Raw genomic sequence first — 19,909 nt, 5'->3', positions numbered from 1 at the left:
ATCGGTGATCTCTATAGCGGCTCGGAACTCACCCGCATCATGGCTGAGATCCCATTGAAGAACGATCCTGGCGAAGGAAACACAAAGTGGCGCAGGCTTGCCTTCGCTGTGAGCAGCAACCAGGCCGCCACGGGTTCCGGGAACGCTCTGATCGCGCTCATCACTGCGTCGATGCGCCCAGACCGCATCTTCGATCGAGCAGATGCCGCGCACCAATCACGCGACGAGCTCAACCAAGTCCTCTCGCTAGTCGGCCTTCGGGTCAGAGACGACGGCAAAGTCGCCCACACCACAAGAGCGCAGACAACCGACGAGGCGCGCGATCGCACGGAGCGCCTGCAAACTCTGTTGCGAAATCGAGGGGCACACCAAGAGGTTCTCGCGTACTGCCGCTCTGAGCTTCTCCGTAAGGATTATTACGAGGCAGTGTTCGAGGCGATCAAGGGGCTCGGGAGCAGGATGCGGCAGTTGACCGGTCTCGACGCGGACGGTTATGGCCTCGTCGAATCAGCCATGGCTGGCAGCTCGCCCATGCTCCGCATCAATGCCCTCCAAACGAGGACACAACGCGACGAACAGCTCGGTGTGGCGAACCTCGCGAAGGGGCTGTTCAGCGCATTCTGAAATCCCGCCGCACACGAGCCTCGCATCGAGTGGACGCTCACAGAGCAAGATGCCCTAGACGTCCTTGGGACACTCTCAATGATCCATCGGCGGATTGACCACGCTGTTCTTGCGCCGGACACCTAGAGTCGGGCGCGCCCTGCACCAGCTAGTCGCTCAGCTAGGCATGCCGAGCCTCCCTCGCAGAGACACGGCAGCCCACTAACCTCAGTTCTGTGGTGAACTTTGAGGTGGTGGCGGATGGGCGTACGACCAGTGTCTATCAAGATGCCGTTCGCCTCTTGCTTCTCATCGCTGCGGCAGCCGAGCCTCTTTCCGAGCCGATGCCGACAGACGCTCCGTCGGACGCAGTTGCGGTTCTTCACTCTCAAGTCTTGCTCCAGAAGCTCGACTTCTGGCTTCGCAATCCGGACTACCTCGCCGACGAGCTGATCTCGCGCTACGAGCGCGACAGCAACCCAGAGGATCTCGACCTAGCTCGCCACATCCTGGAGAGTGACGAGCCCGAGGTCCGTTCCTACCAGATGCTTCGCTATCTTTTCGGCGCGTACGAGCCACTCGATGAAGCGCTATCAGTGCTACGTACTCCTGGACTTGTGATCCGCCGGAAGCAAGGCAGCAACGGTCACATCACGCAGCATGACTACTACCTCACCTCCTCTGGCCGAACTGCAGCGCAGACGATCGTCGATACGGCACCGGACCTTTCTTACTACGTCGAGCGGTCGACGCTCGTGGCCGATCTTGCCGCAGGCCGGCGCGGCAGTGCACTGCGTGACATTCAGTACCTCCAGCCTGAGTACGCCGATGCCGCGCTCGGAACTCACATCGCAGGTATCGCAGCCCGCGCAAGACAACGACTTAAGGATGCGCTGGCGAGCGCAGAGGGCGGACAACAATAGTGAGCGAAGCAAGCACCACCCTCATCGAGCGGATCGCTTCCGCTGCCGAGTGCTCCCAGGAAATCGTCGAACAGACCCTCAACGACTACGGGTTGAATCTGACGACGAGCAACCGACGCCGGCGCAGCATTCGGCTAGATCGTCTAAGAGTCCGTGGCGACAAGGCCGGGGCAGTCGAAGCAGGTGCTTTCGACGAGACCTTTGACTTTGGACTCGGGGTCACGGTCATCGCAGCTGACAATCTCCGAGGCAAAACCAGCATCCTCGAAGTGCTCACGCTTGTCCTCAGAGGAGAGCCACGCAATCTACAAGCCGACGTACTGTCCTGGCTCAAAGAGGTCTCGCTTGACGTGCACATCAACGGTCAACCGATCGGATTCCGGCTCTCGCTGGACACGTCCGAGGTTACTGAAGGCCGCATCTTGGCGGGTACGATCGCAGATCTGGCAGCAAGCGATGACTCGATCGCAGCAGGCACGACCGAGCTGGCGAGCGCCCAGAGCAGCGACGAATGGGCCGAGCAAGTTGGCGCGTTCATGATGACCCAACTCGGGCTCGAAGAGATGCAAGTCTTCAATCGAGCACGCAACGACGACGAAGCCGGCATCATCAAGTCGCACGGCTGGCCCGCGTACTTCGGCGTCCTGTATCCGCCGTCCGGCGCAGATACGATCTTGCTCGGCAGCACGGCGGGTGATCAACTGCCCGTAAGAATGATGCAGGTCTTCCTCGACATGCCCGAGGCAACGCGCTCGATGCGGGTCAGGGCGCTCGCTCAGCGTCTCGACAGCGAGTTCAAGGCAGAACAACGCCGGGGTCGTGACACGAATACAGCCATCGCGAAACAACTTCAAGACGCACGGGACCGAAGCGCGAGTGCCGAGACCCGCCTCGAAGCTCTTAGCAATCAGATTCCAGCCGAAAGCCTGCAGGACTTGATCGGACTCGCCGCTGACGCAGGCGCTCGCGTCGCCGCTGCCAGACAGGCGGTGGAAGCAGCAGCCACTGCCTTCGGCGATGCGCAGATCGCCCGTGTTGCCGACGAAAAGGCCCTCAACGGTCTCCGCGAGTCGAAAGCGGCAAGCGCCCTGTTCCACGGCCTGAATCCGCAGTTCTGTCCCCGATGCGAGACCCCAATCAGCGCTCAGCGTCGCTCGCGAGAGCACGACGACCATCACTGCGCTGTCTGCGACACAACGCTTCACCTCGACGAAGAAGACGACTACGCCGAGCGCGAGACTCAAGCAATCGAAGCTCTCGCGGCGACGCGCGCAGCCGAGAAGGCCCTAGACGCGGCGAAGAATAAGTCGCACTACGACTTCAGCGCCGCGCAGGACGACCTCAACTCGGTTGACGGGCGGATCGCCCAAGCACAAAGCGTGCGACAAATGACCGAGCGGATCGAAGCAGAACACGAATTCGCCGCCGCCACGGCCGTCGTTGAAGCGCTCCAGGCGATGACTCCTGAAGAGGCCGAACCACCCGTATCTGTCGTCGTGCTCAGCGCCGCAAGCGAAATTCTCAAAGATGAGATCGCGCAGGTAAGCGCCGCGCTCTACTCCGATCTGAGCGATGCCACCCGCGACCTTGCCCTTGCCTTCGGAATTAGCGAGCTAGAGAGCATCAAGATCAAAGGCAACGGCAACATGGACGTCACCAAGGGTGGAGGCGCGCGGTCAAGCTTCAGCTCGCAGAGTCCGGGCGAACGCCTTCGTCTGCGCTACGCCCTCGTCGTCGCGCTGCTGCGCACAGCACGCACTCGCGATATCGCGGGACACCCAGGCCTCCTATTGCTCGACAGCCTCAAAGCCGAAGAAGTGCAGGACGACCACGCACAGACCCTCCTCCAAGGCTTGGTCACCGCTGCGGCCGAAGAACCTGGACTGCAAATCCTTGTGACGACAGCGGATAAGTCCCTCGCAGCAGCCGTGTCGGGGGTGTCCGGCACGATCGAGCCGAAACCAAACCGGACAACGCTCTTCTAAAGATCCAGCCAAATGACAGACATCCTGGGAGGTGACGGTGTCGATCGCTGAATACCTTGCCGAAGCGAAGACGGACCCCAGCGCCGTAACTCTGGATTCGCTCGGGACCGTTGCCGAAATAGCCGCCGAAGCCTCTGGGCTGGCTGCCGACCCCCTTGCTCCATACCTGGCGTATGCCTTTTGCTCGCAGCTACGAGACGGATTGTGGACGGACGAGCACGCCGAGGCGCTCCTGAGCTTTGCCGCGGGTCTGGCGCACCAGCACAGCTACCTTGCTCTGCGTGAAACAGCAGACATCTTGCTCGACGACGAGCGGGCCCTGAGTCTCGTGGCCGCCACACTGCACGACGCCTTACTTCCTGGAGAAGTGGCCATCGCGTCGAGTCCATTGCTCGCGGGACTGCAGCTCGATATCGCTCTCGAAGTAGCGGCCAAGACGACGGTTGCTCCGTACCGGCTTCTGGCGCTGCTCACGGGTCCAGTTCAGGACTACCCGGAAGACTTCAATGACCCTCTGGCCCGGGCACTTGGCGTTGCCGCGGACATCTGGACAACTCCCGCGGAGCGAGCACGCTTCGCTGGGGCGCTAGCCACGCTGGCTGAGCGAGGCAGTGAGGACGCCGCGTATGAGAGTGCTGTTGGGCAACTCCGAGATGCTCTGATGCAGACGGGCAAAGAAGAGCTTGTCGGCAAGATTCGCGATGCTCGGGACGGATTCGAGGCGATCGCTCGTCAGATCGAAGGACGGGAGGACGCCGCTGCGTTTGCGCAAACCTGCACCGCTCTCATCGCCTTCGACGAGGTAGACAAGACGACACTTTCCATGTCGGCGCAGGCAGCTCGAGCTATCGCAGATCAAAGGGCCCTGCTCACCTACGGCATGCACAGTCGACACCAGGCCACCGCGCGCCACAGTGCGCAACTGGCATGGATTTCCCTGGCATGGCAGCTGGAGACCGCCGCGACCGAGCTCGAAGAGGACGCGTTCCTCGACACCTGGGTCGCGGTCGACGCGATCATCAAGGTATACGAGGCTGACCGGCAGTTCACCAACCTCCGGACGGTGACCTCGATCATTCAGCCAAGGCTTGTGAACGAGATCGCTCAACGCGAAGCGATGGCACACCAGCTTGAGCGGGCCGTCACTATCGATAGGCGGCGAGATGAGCCTGAGCTCCCGCCAGAGATTTACGAACTCTTGGATCTCGTTCACCTCGGTCGCGCAGCCAGGCGCGAACCGAGTGACGCACCTGAGGAGTCATCTCCTAGTGAGCCATACCTCCGAGCGCTGTTGGGGCCGGCATCCACTTTGCTGGGTGACCTCGAAAGCCCTCATCGAGCGCGACTCGAGGAAGCAGCCCGTCAAACGTTCGTTGGCAGCTTTGCCGGTGATCGACCAACGAACGAGCTCATCGACCGCCTTTGCGCTGGCCTCGTAGCAAACCTCAGCGAGAACCCGGCTTTCGTAGGCATGGCAAAGGCAGACTTCTCACTTCTCGTCGTCAACACCGTTCGGTTTCTCGTCCACGTCGGGGATAACTCGCAGCCGTACACCGCGCGAATCCCTCAAGGCGGTGCTCCGCCGCTTGAAGCGGACATCCAGAACCATTTCCACGAGTTCCTCAATGCATCGGACCTGGCGGGCCGCGTTGGAAAGGAGCACTCGAACATTGCGGGTGGTCGCGCGGACGTCATTGCCACCTTCGACGGGGCGCGGCGGTACGTCACTGAGGTCAAGCGGGAACTCAGCAACGCGGCAAGAGCGAGCCTGGAGGCGGCGTATTTGGCTCAGGCTGTCGAATACCAATCGACGAACGAGCCTCTCGGGCAGCTGCTCGTGCTGGACCTCACCGACCACACGGACGGCACACCGCACATCAACGACTCGATATGGGTCGCCCACCGACGAGATGCAGCTGGCACGGTGACGAACAGCACGGTCGTTGCGGTCGTGCGTGGGAACAGGCCGACGCCTAGCGCGATGCGCTAACAACCCGGATGCGCGAATTCGGATCGCCTGCGTTGCCGCTGTCGTGCGAATGCGCGGACGCGCGGTAAAATTGTTGTAGGTACGTGGGGTGTACTTTCCATCGGGCGATGATGCGAAACAAAGCCCTACATGACGCGTGTTGGTCGACGGTTGGCTCACTCTGTGCCGTCGGTACGCTTGTTCGATGACCGGCACGTTCTCGTGGGTGGACCTCGCGGCTTTGGCCGTCGCGGTAGCTGCGCTCGGAGTCACCGTCGCGATCTTCCTTCTCGGCCGCCGTCTGTCATTCCGACAACAACGCGAGCGCGTTCGCGAGCTTGAAGCGAAGGCGTGGGAGGTCCTCGGCCCGATCCGTACGAAGGGTCTGAACAGCAAGATCATCGTGATGAATGTGGCTCGCTACAAGCGCGGTTACGACGGCAGCAACAATATGACGTGGCGAGGCTACGCCTTCACGGGGCCTGAGATTATCGAGATCGGCCACGGCGGGATCGAAGTGATCGTTAGGGGAGTCGAGAGCTACTTCGACGCGGAGAACCGACGCACCCTCGCCCGGACTTCCAACCCGGCACCGAACGTAATCGAGTGCGGACACATCCCTTGGACATGGATCGAAGACATTGCTCCTGACGGGGATGAGTTTGACGGCTCAGCGATCTTCTTCGTCCGCCACCGTGCTCCGGGGCGTCAACCGTACGACTACATCACCTACCGAGAAGGCAAGTCGGTGCCGTTCGGTCCGAACAATCGGGACTACTACCGGCCGGTTCCGGAGCTCGGGACGCGGCGAGCAGAGTCCTTTCCCGACTGGTGGCAATTCTCGAAGTCGCTGCGTCGGGACAAGAAACTGAGGGCAGAGACGAGGTGGCGCAATGTCCCCTGACGCTCAGGTGATTCCATTGACACTGCCGCTACTCGATGTACCTTTCGCCTTTTCTCTTGCTTCTTTCACCCGCGCGATTTTCGCTGACGCCAACTGAGTCTTTCTGGAGAGCGCGAGTGGAGCGCCGTCAGTCTTTCGGAGGGTGTCTCATCCAAACTCGCAAGACTTCGCCCACTTGGTCCCACGATGAAACGGGGCCCGAACCGTTAGCCTCGATGATCGTGAGTACGTTGTCCATATTTGGAGCCAACGGCAGGTCGACTGGTTTAGTGCTGCGTTCGAGCACGGCTGGATACGGATCGGGTAGCAGCTGTACGTAGGAGAGGACCTCGCTGGCAGGGAGGGTTGGTGCGGCGATTGCGAGTGCCTCAATTTTCGCGGAGGTCCGCACGCCGCTGGACTGAACTGCCTGGATTGTCTCGGGAGGCAGTGGGGTTGAGATGTCCAAGCTCCAGGAGACCAGCGCTTCCAGCACTTCCGGAGTGGCGTTTTGTGGCATCTGAGGCAAACCAAGTGCAATTTGGTTCTTGATCTCGTCGCCGACGTTTTCGCTTCGAATAAGTTGCTCGAGGACCGCGCTGCTCGGACTGAGCTGAGCGAAATATGTGGGCGCCTCCTTCGATCCAACGATGTAGGCCACCTGGGCCTCGGGCCTGTTTAGCGCGGCAAATGTACTTGGGTCGTCTTCAATAAGGCCCTCCTCGACGAGGGACTGAATAAGTTCGGGCTCCCTAGCCGAGATCTTGTTGATCGCGATGGGCGCTGCGGTCAGAGACTTCGCCAGCAGCAGACGAGCTTCAACGGTCAGCTGTTTCTCGTTGAGTAGTTGAGAAGCCAGGGTTTCTTGTTCCGTGGATTCCGCGCCTGCGGCGTCGATGGCACGTTCGGCCTCGAGGAAGCGCGCCAGCGGCTCGTCGATGGATAACGCGCTGATATACGCGTTGACATTGCGGAGAGTGAGGCTGAAGCGCTGACCCCGAGCCAGGACCTCCTTGACGTTGTCCGGTACGCCGTCAAGATCATCGACTCGATTGCCTTCGGGCATACGCATGAGTATTTCTATCGACTTTCCGGCCTCTGCCTGTTCCACGGCCGACATAATCTCGACGAGGACCCCGATGTCTTTAAGGCTGGGTTGCGGAGGAGTCGTACTGTCGAGGGCTGATAAGTATTCCTCGAAGTGGGCGATGACGTGGTCGAATACAACCTCGCCAGTGCTCAGGACGACATCGAGGCCGATGCTGTCCGACTCGCCGAGTGCTGTTCGAATACTCTCGGCAGTGATCACATACTGTCGTGCGGCGATCATCCCTGCTATCGCCGTCGGAGACAACTCTCGCAGGGACGGCAGTCGCACTCCGAGACGTTGAAGGATTTTGATCGCTCTGCTCGGGTCGTTGTCGTCCGCGGTGAGTTCGCGAAGCTTCTCGTAGCCGGTTGCAATCTGTTCGCGGATGAGGTCGTTTGCGGGGTATTCCTGGTCAGGATCAGCGCCTTCGAAGGCGGCGAGTGTGAGTGCTTCTAGTCCGTCGGATGCATCCTTCGCGCGCATCGCAATGTGTTCGAAAATGCCGGGCCAGTGAGGCGAGAGCCGTCGAAACAACTCCTCCTTGTGTTTCCCTTCGGTTGCGTAGATGTCTAAAAACTCGATCCCGGAGGGGCGCACCCAGTTGAGGAGCTTGATATTGCGGTCGAGCCGAACATCCTCCGAGCGAAGAAGTTCGTCGTAGATCGCGACGTTGAACAGCCCGATGGAGCCGAACACCTCCGGGCCGCCTTCTCGGAGGACGGCAAGGACTTCCTCCGGCGTCAGTTCGTAGCGGTAGGAAGGTGTCTCGGCTTGGACGTGCTGGACCAGAAAGTTCATTGCGTTGGCGGAGGTGACCTCCCCGTGGAATTCGGAGGTGTAAAGGTGGAAGTTGCGATCGATGTAGCCCCCGGCGAGGAGGTCGATCAAGAGCGGATCGCTCAACGGGTCGAGGAAGTCTTTACGGAAGTCGATCGGTTTGCCGGCGCGCTGGAGTGGCCGCATTGGTTCCGTGAGCTGTCGGAAATCTGCGGAGCGTAGCCATTGCTGCTGGCCCCTGAGTCGCTGGAGTTCGCTGCGATGTGCGGCGTTGTCCTGCGCGGCCCACCGTTCGGGTACGGTCTTTCCGAGCTCGGCGCGCAATCCTGCGGCGTCGATGTGAAACGCGATTTGAGATGAGGCCAATACCTCAATCTCGACTTGTTCGTCGACCACGCTCTCCCAAAAGGCCGGTGTGGCGATCTCGGTTGTGGTGCGAACCTGGTTGTTGGTTCGGAATTGGATGTTCTGAGCGGCTTTGTCGACCCTCGGTAGCCAGCGCGCGGTGAGCGTCTGCAGCTCGGCACCCAGTTGCTCGGCTCGCGCGCGGGTTTCTGCAACCGGCTCACGTTTCTCCTCAAGAGCGGCGATCTCAGCAGTGACGTCTGTCAAGCCGCCGTCGATGATGTCGCGCGTCGCGCGGTAGAGCCGATCCAGCGTGCTGTCACCGACTCGGACAAGCTCAAAGTCTGCCAGCCGGGTGTTCTTGAATGCCATCATCGCGAACAGGCCGCTTGCGGTGAGGCCTTGGAGCTTATTGGGGGTGAGGACGCGGGCGCGGAAGACGCGATATTCGTTGATGATGTTCAGCAGCAAACGCATGTCGGTGATGTGCTTCGCAACAATGCTCAGGGCGTCAGCCGTCACAGACGAGTCCACGCTCTCCATCGCTTTCACGAGGAGATCGCGCGAAGTGCGGTAGGTAATGAACGGGACGATGGGGATCACCAGGTCGAAGAATTTGGTGCGTTGCGTTGGAGGACCCGATAGCGCACGGTCGGCCTGCCAAACTCCGGACTTATCCGATTCAGTCGAAATTGCGGGCTCGTCGTTGTCCGCTGGCTCAGTGGTCGGCGGCTTCGCGTTTGTGAGGTCCTCAAAGATGCTGTCGCGTACGGCGTAGATAAAGTGCATGGGGCGTCGGCGCAGCTGCCGTGAAGTATTGAGAACAGTGTTGAGCGCACGTAGCGAGGCGTAGATGGCAGGATTTTCGAAACGATCAAGATCCTCAACGATCACAATGTTGCGCCGGGTCATCTCAAAGAAGTAGACGATTTCGTCGAGGTACTTATCGAAGAACGAGTCTTCTGCGTCGGAGCCGTCGGTCTTTAGGGATATCGACGTGGAGGCGGTCCCGAGCTTGTCAATGCGGACGCGATTGTGGAGGAGAGCTTGGAGGAGGAGGGCAAGAACACTGGTACCGGCACCGATGCCAACCAGTAGCCAAATGCGCTCGCTTCCGCGTCCGGTGGGGAGCTGAAGCGGAACGCCCCAGCCCGTAAGCCAGAACAACCCAGCTACGATTCCCCCGACAAGGATAGAGACACCGACAGCGCGCCAAAATGGCAGCCTGCTGATTCTGTGGAACCGCGAACCGGGCACCTTGCTTGGTCGCTCGCGGTAAAGGAGTTGCTTGACGATCTCCTTTTGGATGAGGTTGTTAGTTTCTTCATCGGACGCATCTGCTTGGACGCCGATATCGCTTAGCGACGATAGTGAGACCTCCACCACGCGCCGTTGAAGTCGATCGCGGACCGCCGCAAGGATGCTGCTTTTGCCGCTGCCGTAGCCGCCAGTCAGGGCGATGTTCCAGACGTTCTTCCGCCGTTTGCGATTGCGCAGCAGCGCGACGAGTTCCGAGCTGTAGATTGCGTGTTGGTCTGTAACCGGTGTTGGCGTAAGCGGTCGCAGGAGCAGGGGGCCGACGTCACGCTTCGATTTCGATCCACGCAACATCACCAGCTCCGAAATGCGCTTACGCCACCGCGTTGTCCATCGGAGCTCAGCACCGGCGGCCCCATCGACGCTTTCAACCGACATACTCTCTCCCTCCACACAGGACGCACGGTGCGTATCCCGGACCACCAGGCGCCTCGGAAGTGAGTCCAAACCCAACCTCATGCCTGACGATACCGGCGCTTCGACGAGATGAATCGGTGGACGCGCAGGCCGACACACGCGAGGTTGAGAACGCATGAGCACCAGACGGTCCTTCATGCAGGCAACGTCTTCGCGTCGAGAACTTCCGGACGACGGTTTGGGTCCCAGACGTTGAACCCGAGGACGAGGTGAGCCTGGCGAAGTAAACAGAAGTGACCAAATGGGTGGTGCACCTACGAATTACTTCGGCCCATTCCGATGCTCCAAGACGGGTAGGTGGCTTTGGGTCAGTCCGTCGTTTGGTCGCTCGCGGCGCGCAGACGCAGTACCTGGCCGAGCAGTCGTTCGATCTCTTCGGGTCGGTCGTCATACTCATCGACTGCTGGAGCGACATAGGGAAATGCCGCAGCGGCGGCTGTGGCGATCTCATGGACCGGGAACCAAGGGGGCAACTGCCTATAAATGCGTTCGTAGCGCACTTCACCAGTCTGTTGGTTTTCGTGCTGCACCCACCCGGCGCAGCACACGGTCAGTTCAGCTATGCGGCCGGGCTCCTCCCGCAACGTAACGGCGAGTCGACCGCGAGGCTCTTCAGGGGAGGCCAGCGTCGCCCAAGCGTCGAAGATCGCTCGCCCGTAATGCTCGTTGCCTACCCATGCGGAGGCTTGAGACCAATTGGTTGCTTCGATTTCGCCGATGATGGCGTCGGCCGCACGTTGCCCAAGATCCGCGTGGCCCTGCTCGATAAGAACCATTCGAAGCTGGTACAGCAACAGGACGGCCATGCAGAGTGGCCGACGCGCCCGGTCCTGATCGATCAGACCCTCGAGTTGCGCACGCTCGGCGTTGCGCGTGACAGCCGCAGTGAGCGCAGCCGTGGCCCTCAAGTCGATACCGGACGCATTTACAACGGGCGGGATCGTCGATGCGTTGCGAGCGGCAACCACTAGCCGAGCCCTTAGGTCGGGCTCATAAGGACGGTGATTTACTCGAGCGAATGGCCGCGCACGCTCCAGGAGCTCTTGATGCTCGCGGAGGGGATCGTCCTCCACTGTCGGTGTGGGATCGGACGGCTTCGACTGAGGAACCGCCGGGGGCGCCATGGCGGGGTCACCACGCAGCACAGCGGCGAGGGCGCCGGCGGATTCGCGCAGTTCTGCGACGGCATCAGATAGCCCATCGTCATCTACTGCAGGGGGAGGCCCGGGCCACGTGGAAGCGGCCGTCATCACATTCTCAGCGGAGCGCGCGAGCCAATCGCTCCATGGGATTGACCGAGGCACCGCCGCGCGGGCCACTGCGGCTTCTGCCTTCAGATCCTGGACCAAGGGCTCCAGCGCCGCATTTGCCGTAGCGAGAGCGGCAAGGAGCGCCTCCCGGTACCGTGTGGTCTCCATTCGGGACGGCTCGACGTAAAGCCGCTCGCCGTCCCCATCCCAAACCGTTGTCGAGGCGCGCACCCGGTCCCACATTGCGCGCCATGCTCCAGCCTCCGCCACGATGGCAGGGCGAGACGATTCGGCGCTAGTCGCGAGCCGCTCGGCAGCTCGAGCTATGTCAGCTAGTACCGGTGAGACAAGTGCGGGAGTGTCAAACGACCGGTTGCCGACCAGCCGAGCTTCTTCGTCGCTCAACGGCCACGCCTTCCGCAGCCGGTCGTGCTCTTCGCGCTGATCGACTCGCCACTGGTTCAGCATTTCCGCTGAATATCGCTCGGAATGCTCGTCAACCTCATACGAGTGGGGAATGCACAGCAGCAGCAAATTCCCACTGCTCCGATTTTCCTCGGCGGACATGCCCGGCTTCCATCTCGGACCACCGGGGCTACGCGCGTGAATGTGCGCGACCCGACTATTGAGCACCGGCTCAACTGAGTCCCCGTCTTGTCTGTAGAGCCATTCGCGGCAGTCGGGCTTAGCGCAGCTGAAGGCATGCGAGTAGAGCTCCTTGATGGTCGACACGGTCGGCGCGGGATGCTCAACTTCTGCCTCGGACGACTCGGGCGGCGTATCCTTTCGTCGCTGCTCGCTCATGAAATTAGGATCGCGCGAGTCCGCCAAAAGTATCGAGGGCGCGCCGGTCTGGTCCTCCAGCTCGGAAGCATGGTGATTCGCGCAAGCGATTTCGGGGTCCGACGGATATGGTTGCCAACCTTGACGCTCGTGGGCGTGCCTCCAGGAACTCTTACTGACTGATCGACGCTCGCCGTCAGGGCTAGGTCGGTTGGTAAATTTTTCATTTTTCGGACCAGCGGTATTCGGCGTTCTGATAGTGGTAATCGCCATCCCAAGTAGTTGGGCTGGGACTGAGCTTGTACACACCGGCGCCATGTGCGATCAATTCAGGCAGCCGGCCGCTGTTGGTAACTTCGACGGGCCTGTTTCCCGCACTCGGGCCGCCAAGGAAGGTAGCTTCGATCGTTCGTGCCATTTTCAAACCTTCCTGGACGATGTGCTCTCATGGCCTCGACCCAAGCAGACCAGCGCTTGTTTAAGTGGTCCAGCGACAAGCTTGCCAGCGAAGTGCTCGGCGTAGGACTCCTGCTGCCGCTCGAGGAATCGCGACGGGCGTGGCCGCCATGGCCATTCCCTACTCGGCGCCCACACCCATGGTCCGAAGTCCATGGGAAATTGCAACGGCCACTTGAGGCCTTCCGAGCGGGAGACAATCACCTGCCCGTGGGCGACGGCGTTGCGGGCCAAGGTCAGGCCGTCGAGCACACGTCCGTCCGGATTAGCAAGGCGCGACTTGTCATAGCGTGGGTTTCGATCACGACGTCCTTCGTGGATGGCGATCAACCAGAATGCGGCGGTGCCAGCAAGAAACGGTGTATTCGGATGACGGTCGTTGAGTGCGAGCTGCTCGATGATCTCCGACACCGCGCGCAAGGCGGTATTGGCCATCGGCGGCCAGGGCGTCCTCCATCCTTCGGCGGGGTCGTCACTGCCCTCAGCCGTAGGCCAGATCGGACGCCAGTCCTCCTCGTCTTCGGTTCCGGTTCCCATAATGGTAGGAAACCACAATCGTGTGACGCCGAGCCGGCGCCCTGCCTCCGATCCGTCGCGGGGGGTGGGCAGGATTGTCCGGTCGGCCGAAGGAGATCGCTGCGCTACTGTGCCGGAGTCAGGTTCTCAATGTGGTCGAGCAGTTGCGTGCTGTTCGCGATCAGCGCCGGGCGCACCTCTTGTGCCCAAGGGCTGATTGTTGTGCCGTAAGGGTTTCCACGCTTGGAAATGAGCGATTTGGCGCGGGTCAGAATCACACCGTGACGGGCGCGGGACAACATGACGAGAAGAACCCGATGTTCTTCCTCGATCTGTGCTTTCCCTTTCGCGAGGAAGCTGGGAATGTTGCCCTTCTCGAATCCTGGGATAAAGACCCAGTCGAATTGTTGGCCCTTCCCGGTGTGAGCGTTGAGTAGGTGCACTCCTGGCCCGATGGCTTCTTCGCCTTCCTCGAGGATTCGCAGTTGAGCCATTGCGGCCCCGATTGATCCCGCCTCTTCGGCCAGCCCCTCAAGTTGCTCGAGAGCGTCGATCACGTCTGCGGCAGTGTCCACGTCTGCGGAATCGATCCGTCCGATGACGTCAGTCCTCAGTGCCTCGAATGTGGGGGCTCCTCCGAGCCGCGTAACTCCCTCATTGAGCAGTTCGATGATTCGTGCGTCGTCGACTGTGAGATCCCATCTAGTGCTTCGGACGTCCGACGTCGCGAACACCGCATCGATGGGCTTTCGTCGCCACCCGGACCGACAGATGACCCCGATGGTTGCGTTCGGTTGCTTTGCCAATATCCGTGCAGAGGTTGCTTCGATGAATTTTGCCTCTTCTGCGCCGGTGTCGAACGTGAGCCCGCTGGTGATTCCACCGTCATGCCAGGCGTCCGGATCGTCAGGCTCGAGCGGTTGGCCGCCAAGACCAACGGAAACGGTGTTGAGCAGGTCGAGTACTCGCGGCGACGATCGGTAGGAAACTCCAAGACCGAGCGGGTCGCCGCTGAGCTTCCGGAGCAGCCTCTCCACCTCTACCGGTCTAGCTCCCGTCCAGCTGTAGATGCCCTGAAGAGGGTCGCCCACGAAGGTGCGGCTCTGCTCGGAGCTTCGCAGGGCGAGGTCGAGCTGCTGCGGTGAAAGATCCTGAAACTCATCGACCAGGATCGCGCCATAGTGATTGCGGTAGAGGGCCGCTATCTCATTCACGCGTAGCAAGCGTTGGGCGTGCCGGAGTAGGTCGTCGAAAAAAAGGATGTCACCGGCCTGTCGTGCCTCTTCGATGGTTTGAGACTGGCTGATCCCGGTCGCTCGAAGTGTTTGCAGCACTTGGGCGTCGTCGTGTGGGCGTTGCTTTGCGTCGCGGAGATCGTCTTCGATACGTCTGCTCAGTTCGCTTGCGTCTGCCTCCGATAAGCCCTCGAGGAATGGTGCGATCGCATCAGCTTGAGATCGCTTGTCTGGCATCTCAAATCCGGGCTCAACGGCGAGTGTTAGACCGTGGGAGCGGACAATCTCCGCGGCGTGACCATGGAAGTTGTGAACGGTGATGTAACGACGTTTCCGTTCGGCACCGAGAACACTCACGAGGCGGCTATTGAGGTTGGCTTTTGCTTTGTTCGAGAAGGTGAGGGCGAGGATTTTCTGATGCGGGCGGAGGGTCGGGATGAGGAGTTCCGCACGTCGCGCCAGCAGTTCGGTCTTTCCGCAGCCCGGAGGGGCGATCACTAACAGATTTTGCGCGGGCGAGGTGACGGCATCATTGAACGCGGTGGAGTCAGTCATTTGCTTGAGAGTGTCTGAAGGCGTGCCACCAGCGACGACACGCTGTCGATCTTCAATGCATCGTCGGCGGTAAGCGATTTCGAGATCGCCAGCGCCGCGGGGACTTTCCGGTTCGCGGTCTTGGTGCTGGAGCGGCAAAATTTGGCCAATTCGGTGACTCCGACATCGGCGAGTGTGCTCACTCCGCATGAGGACAGAACGCCTGATTCTTGGGCTACTCGGGCGGTGATGAGCCGCTGTGCCACTTCGGGGGCGCCCAGTGCACGGCAATATTCTTCCTCGAGGTCGACTTTGGAGATGAACACGTCGCGGCCGATGACGTGCTTCGGCTTTCCGCCAACGGCGCCAACCCATCTCGGGCTTTCGGCTTCATCGACCAGCCCCAACACCTGAACATTGAACCCGTGAGGGCCGAGCAGTTTGTATACGGTTGGGAAGTTCTCGGCCCCGCCGAGTTCGAAAACGATTGCCCCAATTCGGTCGAGAGAAAGCCCGCGGGCGTGGGCGACCGCTTCGACGATGAGTCGGTCCGCGATGCCCTCGACGAGGATTGCGAATCGAGCGGTGAGCGCCTCGAGCATGCGGGGTGACCACCAGTGGGCTTGTGTTCGTTCTTCTACTGAGAACTGGGCAGGGTCGATTTGGTGGCAAGTGCCGTCTGGGCTGACGGCCACCACTTGGGTCGGGTCGAACTTTTGCACCACGTAGGGCGAGTGGGTCACGAGGATCTTCTGGTTGACCTGCTGTGTGAGAAGTTCGGCGACGGTGCGCTGACTCAGCGGGTGCAGGTGCAGTTCCGGCTCATCGATCGCGATGACGTTCGCAGCCCCCTCGGCGAGATCGAACAGGGTCATCGAGATCAGCTGTCTGATTCCGTCGGACTGTTCCGACAAGGGAACGAATGCGCCTTCCCGGGAGAAGTACATGGATACGTTTTCGAGAACGGATTCGGTGGGATCCGCGGAGGTTCGGATGGACAGGTCGTTCGCGTCGATCGATCGCGGCATTGAGTTCGACAGGTGTTCAGCCATGCCTTCACGGAGGGTCGTCAACGCTTTGCTCTCCTCCAGCTTGTCGTTGAACGAGTCCAGCAGGCTTCCGAGTGCGGCTTTCTCATCTCCGAGTTCGGACTCGACGGCTTTGAGCAGAACTTGAACGGCCCCGTTGGAGCCCTCCAGTTGGTTTGCCGATGAGGTCCGGACGGCTGGAAGGTAACGCCAACCAAAGGCGACGAGTTGTTCGCGGGAGGGTGGGCGCACCTCCCCTCGGCCGGGGCACCATCGGGAGATCAGCACCGATTCCGGGTCCTCAGGATCGACCTGGACTTCCAGTCGAACGTCAAGCGACTCTGACTTATCTGCCGGATCAATGTCGATCTCGCGATGGAACAGGGTTCGTTCATCTTCGCTGAACGCATTGAAGGTCGCGTTGATGGTGAGCGGCGTGTTGGGGTCGCGTAGGTCCCGGATTGAGAGTCCCTGGTACAACTGTGCGGTCGCGCCGAACAGGAGATTGAGGAGGCGCAGGAGCGAGGTTTTTCCGACATCGTTGGCGCCGACGACGACGAGATGACCGCGGACGGCGACGTCGAGATCCTGCAACCGTGCGTAGTTGTTCACAGTGATCTTGACGAGACGCATCAGCGGGTCCTCCTTGCTCACACCACGTCTCCCGGAGCGAGACTTGAAAGCGCGTGCACTGCCATTGTGCCGGTGAGGGCACAGTTCCTGTAGCCCACGAACAGGTGGAGTCGAAACGCGCTCTGATGGCGAGCGGCGGCGACTAGATACGCCGCTGTCGAAAGCGGTATTCGTCTAGGTCGCGGAGGTCGTCAATGTCCGATGGCGGTCCGCCCATCCGATCGGATTCTTCGAGGGCAGCTGCTACTTCTTCTGATGGAAGCCAGGTATCGGCTTCGCCGTAGATCCCATCGAATGTCACCCCGCCCATGCGGTCAGGGTAGTGAACCGCGTTGATGGCTGGGCAAAGTTATGCACAATCCCGCGTCATGGGTCTGCGACAGACTATTTTCATGAAGAGGCCAGCCGTAACTAACGTGCCCTCACGCCATCTCCCGTTTCGGTGGACTGGCCCCGAAGTAGCATCTCCCGGCACTCGACCGGTGTTCCTGTATCTGCGTCTTTCACGGGCGCATGGGGATGGTCAGGATGCGATCGAACGACAACGCATCGACTTAACCAGAATGCTCACCGGTGAAGGCGGGTGGACGATCATGGGGGAGTACGTCGACCGTGACTCGGCGAGTAGTTACGCGACGCGGGAGCGCCGCGGGTGGCGGGCGTTGAACGCAGCAATCACCTCCGGTCGGGTGGAGGCGGTGGCGTTTTGGAAGTTGGATCGCACGAGCAGGATCGCCGCACGGTGCCTGGAATGGGTTGCTCAATGCCAGCGCCGCGGTGTGACGCTCCTGTCTCATCAGGACTCCAGCGAGGAACTCAACAGTGTCGCCGCGGGCGCGAAGCTCGTGACCGGTGTGAAAGCTTTGTTGGCTGAGGCGGAGACAGACACGATGAGCGAACGTCAGCGTGCTGCGAAAAGGCACGCGGCACCGGCGGGGTTCATGAACGGTGGCCGGCCGCCGTTCGGCTGGCAGCCAGGACCCCGGATCGTTGACGCGGTCGGCAGGTCCGGGCGCCGGCTTGTGCCCGACCCGGTCGAGCATCCGGCGTTGAAGGATGCGGTCACCTTGCTCTTGGGTGGGGCCGGCCTTCGTCAGGTGGCGACACACTGGTATTCGACCTATGGCATCAGGGGACCATCTGGCGGCCTGGTCGCGGAGGAGATGGTCAGACGCGCGGTCACCTCACCGCGAATGCTCGGCTACCGCCCACATCTTGTCCCTGAGCATCGGGCCGGAGTGAAGGTCGAGCTGCTGGATTACATTGCGCGAACTCCCGAGGGCGAGCCGGTGATCAGCCAGGAGCCGGTGTGTGACTTCCCGACCTGGATGCGCGTGCAAGAAGCGCTCTCCTCTCGCGGCACGGTTGCCCGGAACGGGTGGGGGAGCCGCGCGTGGTTGCTGACCGGCCTCCTCACCTGCCCATGCGGTCGCCCCTTACACGGTGTCGCGCAGTCGCAAAAACCAGGGCCGGACGGGCAACGCCCGATTCGATACGTGTACCGGTGCAAGGCCAACCGCATCTACGGCGCAGGAGCATGTCCGGCGGGAGCGTCGATCACCGCGACCGCAGCCGAGCAGCACGTCACACAGTGGTTCTTCGACTACCTGAGCGGTCCACGAATCGAGGAAGACCATGCGCGAATGGTCGACGAACTGCACCACGCCGTCGGACGCGTTGAAGCTGAACTGGCGGTCGTACGTGAGGAACGCGAGGCCCTTCTCGCGAATCAGGGGCAAACCCAATTCCGCGGTGGCATGGTCAATGTCCTCTTCGGGATGCTACGCGATGTGCAGGAACGCATCGACCGGCTCGAGACGGAACTACTCGCTCTCGGCGACGGGGTGCCCGCCATCCTTACGCGTGACCAGATTGCGGAGGCGTGGCCGACATTGAACAACGAGTCCAGAAAGATGCTGCTTCGACAAGTGATCCAGCGAGTTGACCTACGAGCCGGTCGCGGCACGGCGGCCGCCCGCATAACGATCCTTCTACGCTCCGATCTCGCAGGCAGTGAGCAACTCGCGTAACTCATCCACACGCTCTTGAGCTGTCGCTAATCGACGTCGATGAGCATCCACTCGATCCTGTGCTCGTCGGGTCCGAAGCCTAAGATCGGCCTCTCGGGCCAGCCCATCGTCGGTGCTCGCCTGCTGCTCAACGGACGACACTTTCGTAGGCGAACAGCAAGACTCACAGTACGTATATGACATGTCCGGGGCGTGCAGGGACGCGTGCTGTCGATAGCTAACGGTGTGACCGCAGCCAAGGGCCAGCTCCCACACCGTCAGGGGCGTCTCGATCACCGCTGCTGCTTGAAGGATCGCGCTGATCTCCTGCAACAGAGCACGCGGGGGAGCAGGTGGTGGCGTGCATTCGACGCAGAACGTGCGGGTGCCATCAGACCACCAACCGGATCCAGATATCGTGCTCGAAAGTGCATCGCTGAAATGGCCGTGCTCGACCGCGCCTGGTCTCACCTCCTGCGTAGTTTTCGTGCAACCGCGCCCGGAACCTCTTTGATCCAGGCGCTGCCTTCAACGGTGAGATCATCCAAGGCTCCGACACGTTTGCGGAGCCGACGCGTTTTTAGCCGGCGAACGATCTGACGAATCCCAACACCGACAACTATCAACGCGATGAGGGCTAACACCGCCGAAACGATGATTGCGGGAATTGCGCGCGCGTCTGCAGTGGAGGAACTCCACGGAAAATCGCGGGCCGCGAGCCAAATGAGGAGAGCACCATAGACGAGCTCTCCTGCTCCAGTGAGCATCGACCCTGGCCTGGCGAGGCGCGCGGCCGCGTCAAGGTAAAGCACAGCATTCGCTCGTGATTCCTGTTCGAGCTCCAACACCAGATCTGCATGCGCCTTATCCGCATTCTCAGAAACGTGCGAGCCTTGGAGCGGTCCTTCAACAACGACGAGGTCACGCAGTTCGAGGAGACCTTTGGCCCGACCGAGGAAGCGGCTCGCGCGCACGTCGGAGATCGCCGTCCAAGTATTCGTCGCAGCGATGACGAGACCCCCGACAGCAACCGCCGCCGTCACCCAGCTAATCCAACCCAAGTTTCTCCCTTGATCAGCGCGGATTCCGCACGCACATCGTCAAAGGCTACAGAGACCAGCGGTCCGAATCTCGCTGGTTTGCCCCCGTGCACAGA

12 protein-coding genes and 1 pseudogene are annotated in these 19,909 nt (G+C 61.0%); 6 read left to right on the top strand and 7 right to left on the bottom strand.

Going from position 1 to position 19,909, the window contains the following annotated elements; translation table 11 throughout:
• The first annotated feature begins 39 nt into the window (after nucleotides 1-39).
• The 5 genes and pseudogenes from FVP33_RS11560 (at nucleotide 40) to FVP33_RS11540 (ending at nucleotide 6,384) form a co-directional block, all read left to right on the top strand.
• A pseudogene (locus FVP33_RS11560) lies at nucleotides 40-750 on the top strand (TIGR02391 family protein).
• A 92-nt stretch (nucleotides 751-842) separates the two neighbouring features.
• A complete protein-coding gene (locus FVP33_RS11555; protein WP_222706703.1) occupies nucleotides 843-1,526 on the top strand; it encodes a hypothetical protein in 684 nt (227 codons plus the stop codon).
• The gene (locus tag FVP33_RS11550) at nucleotides 1,526-3,511 is read left to right on the top strand and encodes an ATP-binding protein (protein ID WP_147783820.1); all 1,986 of its coding nucleotides are present in this window, start codon (nucleotides 1,526-1,528) and stop codon (nucleotides 3,509-3,511) included. The genes FVP33_RS11555 and FVP33_RS11550 overlap by 1 nt, the downstream gene beginning before the upstream one ends.
• 37 nt (nucleotides 3,512-3,548) lie before the next feature.
• Nucleotides 3,549-5,501 (top strand): hypothetical protein, encoded by a 1,953-nt coding sequence (locus FVP33_RS11545; RefSeq protein ID WP_147783819.1) that lies wholly within the window; start codon nucleotides 3,549-3,551, stop codon nucleotides 5,499-5,501.
• Nucleotides 5,502-5,685: 184 nt separating this feature from the next.
• Nucleotides 5,686-6,384: a hypothetical protein gene (locus FVP33_RS11540; protein ID WP_147783818.1), complete on the top strand. Its 699-nt coding sequence runs from the start codon at nucleotides 5,686-5,688 to the stop codon at nucleotides 6,382-6,384.
• A gap of 127 nt (nucleotides 6,385-6,511) precedes the next feature.
• Here FVP33_RS11540 and FVP33_RS11535 read toward each other — a convergent pair whose 3' ends face one another.
• From FVP33_RS11535 to FVP33_RS11510, 6 genes are all read right to left on the bottom strand, one after another.
• On the bottom strand, nucleotides 6,512-10,270 hold the full coding sequence (locus FVP33_RS11535; RefSeq protein ID WP_187270687.1) for a YobI family P-loop NTPase: 3,759 nt from the start codon (nucleotides 10,268-10,270) through the stop codon (nucleotides 6,512-6,514).
• 347 nt (nucleotides 10,271-10,617) lie between these two features.
• The gene (locus FVP33_RS11530; RefSeq protein WP_147783816.1) at nucleotides 10,618-12,363 is read right to left on the bottom strand and encodes a hypothetical protein; all 1,746 of its coding nucleotides are present in this window, start codon (nucleotides 12,361-12,363) and stop codon (nucleotides 10,618-10,620) included.
• 202 nt (nucleotides 12,364-12,565) lie between these two features.
• Nucleotides 12,566-12,760, bottom strand: a complete 195-nt coding sequence (locus FVP33_RS11525) for a hypothetical protein (protein ID WP_147783815.1) — start codon at nucleotides 12,758-12,760, stop codon at nucleotides 12,566-12,568.
• Between the two features lie 2 nt (nucleotides 12,761-12,762).
• Nucleotides 12,763-13,335: a hypothetical protein gene (locus FVP33_RS11520; protein ID WP_147783814.1), complete on the bottom strand. Its 573-nt coding sequence runs from the start codon at nucleotides 13,333-13,335 to the stop codon at nucleotides 12,763-12,765.
• A 104-nt stretch (nucleotides 13,336-13,439) separates the two neighbouring features.
• Entirely contained in the window at nucleotides 13,440-15,104 is a 1,665-nt protein-coding gene (locus tag FVP33_RS11515) for a UvrD-helicase domain-containing protein (RefSeq protein ID WP_147783813.1), read from the bottom strand.
• On the bottom strand, nucleotides 15,101-16,765 hold the full coding sequence (locus tag FVP33_RS11510) for an ATP-dependent nuclease (RefSeq protein ID WP_222706702.1): 1,665 nt from the start codon (nucleotides 16,763-16,765) through the stop codon (nucleotides 15,101-15,103). The genes FVP33_RS11515 and FVP33_RS11510 overlap by 4 nt, the downstream gene beginning before the upstream one ends.
• A 461-nt stretch (nucleotides 16,766-17,226) precedes the next feature.
• On the opposite strand from FVP33_RS11510, the gene FVP33_RS11505 reads away from it, so the two are divergent.
• The gene (locus tag FVP33_RS11505) at nucleotides 17,227-18,774 is read left to right on the top strand and encodes a recombinase family protein (protein ID WP_222706701.1); all 1,548 of its coding nucleotides are present in this window, start codon (nucleotides 17,227-17,229) and stop codon (nucleotides 18,772-18,774) included.
• Between the two features lie 446 nt (nucleotides 18,775-19,220).
• Here FVP33_RS11505 and FVP33_RS11500 read toward each other — a convergent pair whose 3' ends face one another.
• Nucleotides 19,221-19,796 (bottom strand): hypothetical protein, encoded by a 576-nt coding sequence (locus FVP33_RS11500; protein ID WP_147783811.1) that lies wholly within the window; start codon nucleotides 19,794-19,796, stop codon nucleotides 19,221-19,223.
• Nucleotides 19,797-19,909 lie beyond the last annotated feature (113 nt).

This window comes from Lacisediminihabitans profunda, assembly GCF_008040105.1.
Classification (GTDB): domain Bacteria; phylum Actinomycetota; class Actinomycetes; order Actinomycetales; family Microbacteriaceae; genus Lacisediminihabitans; species Lacisediminihabitans profunda.
Note: the sequence above shows the minus strand (reverse complement) of the source record. Positions and strands in the feature narration are given on the sequence as shown.